At 79.5% G+C, this 877-nt stretch carries 1 protein-coding gene; it reads left to right on the top strand.

Features of this window, described 5'->3' with window-relative positions; genetic code table 11:
• The coding region (locus tag HUN59_RS20130; RefSeq protein ID WP_441307033.1) for a DNA polymerase at nt 1–877 on the top strand (877 nt) is incomplete at both ends.

Consider the following 877-nt stretch of genomic DNA (forward strand, 5'->3'; position numbering starts at 1 on the left):
TGCAGCTCCCGAGGACGGTCCGGTCCGCGGTCGTCGCGGACGAGGGCTGGACGTTCGTGGTCGCCGACGCGGCGCAGCTCGAGCCGCGGGTCCTCGCGGCGATGTCCGGCGACCGGGCGATGGCGGCGGCGGGCGACGGCCGCGACCTGTACGACGGCGTGGTGGCCTCGGGCGCGGTCGAGACCCGGCAGCAGGCGAAGGGCGCGATGCTCGGTGCGATGTACGGCGCCACGCAGGGCGACGGCGGCCGGCTCGTGCCCCGGCTGGCGCGGGCGTTCCCGGCGGCGCTCGGACTGGTCGACCGGGCGGCCCGGGCGGGGGAGCGCGGGGAGCCGGTGACGACCCTGCTCGGACGGACCTCGCCCGTGCCGGACGCGGCCGCCGCGGCGGCGCGGGCACGGGCGTGGTCGGTGGACGGCACCCCGGCGCAGCAGCGGGCCGTCGAGTCGCGGGCGCGGAGCTGGGGGCGGTTCACCAGGAACTTCGTCGTGCAGGGCACGGCGGCGGAGTGGGCGCTCGCGTGGATGGGGTCCCTGCGCACCCGGCTCCCCGCGCTCCCCCGCCCGGGCCGCCCGGTCGACCAGTCCGAGCGCCGCCGGGAACGCCCGCGCCAGCCGGGGCACGAGCCGGCCGCCGTCGCCCTGCGTGGCGCCGTACATCGCACCGAGCATCGCGCCCTTCGCCTGCTGCCGGGTCTCGACCGCGCCCGAGGCCACCACGCCGTCGTACAGGTCGCGGCCGTCGCCCGCCGCCGCCATCGCCCGGTCGCCGGACATCGCCGCGAGGACCCGCGGCTCGAGCTGCGCCGCGTCGGCGACCACGAACGTCCAGCCCTCGTCCGCGACGACCGCGGACCGGACCGTCCTCGGGAGCTGCA

This window comes from Curtobacterium sp. Csp2 (assembly GCF_013347165.1).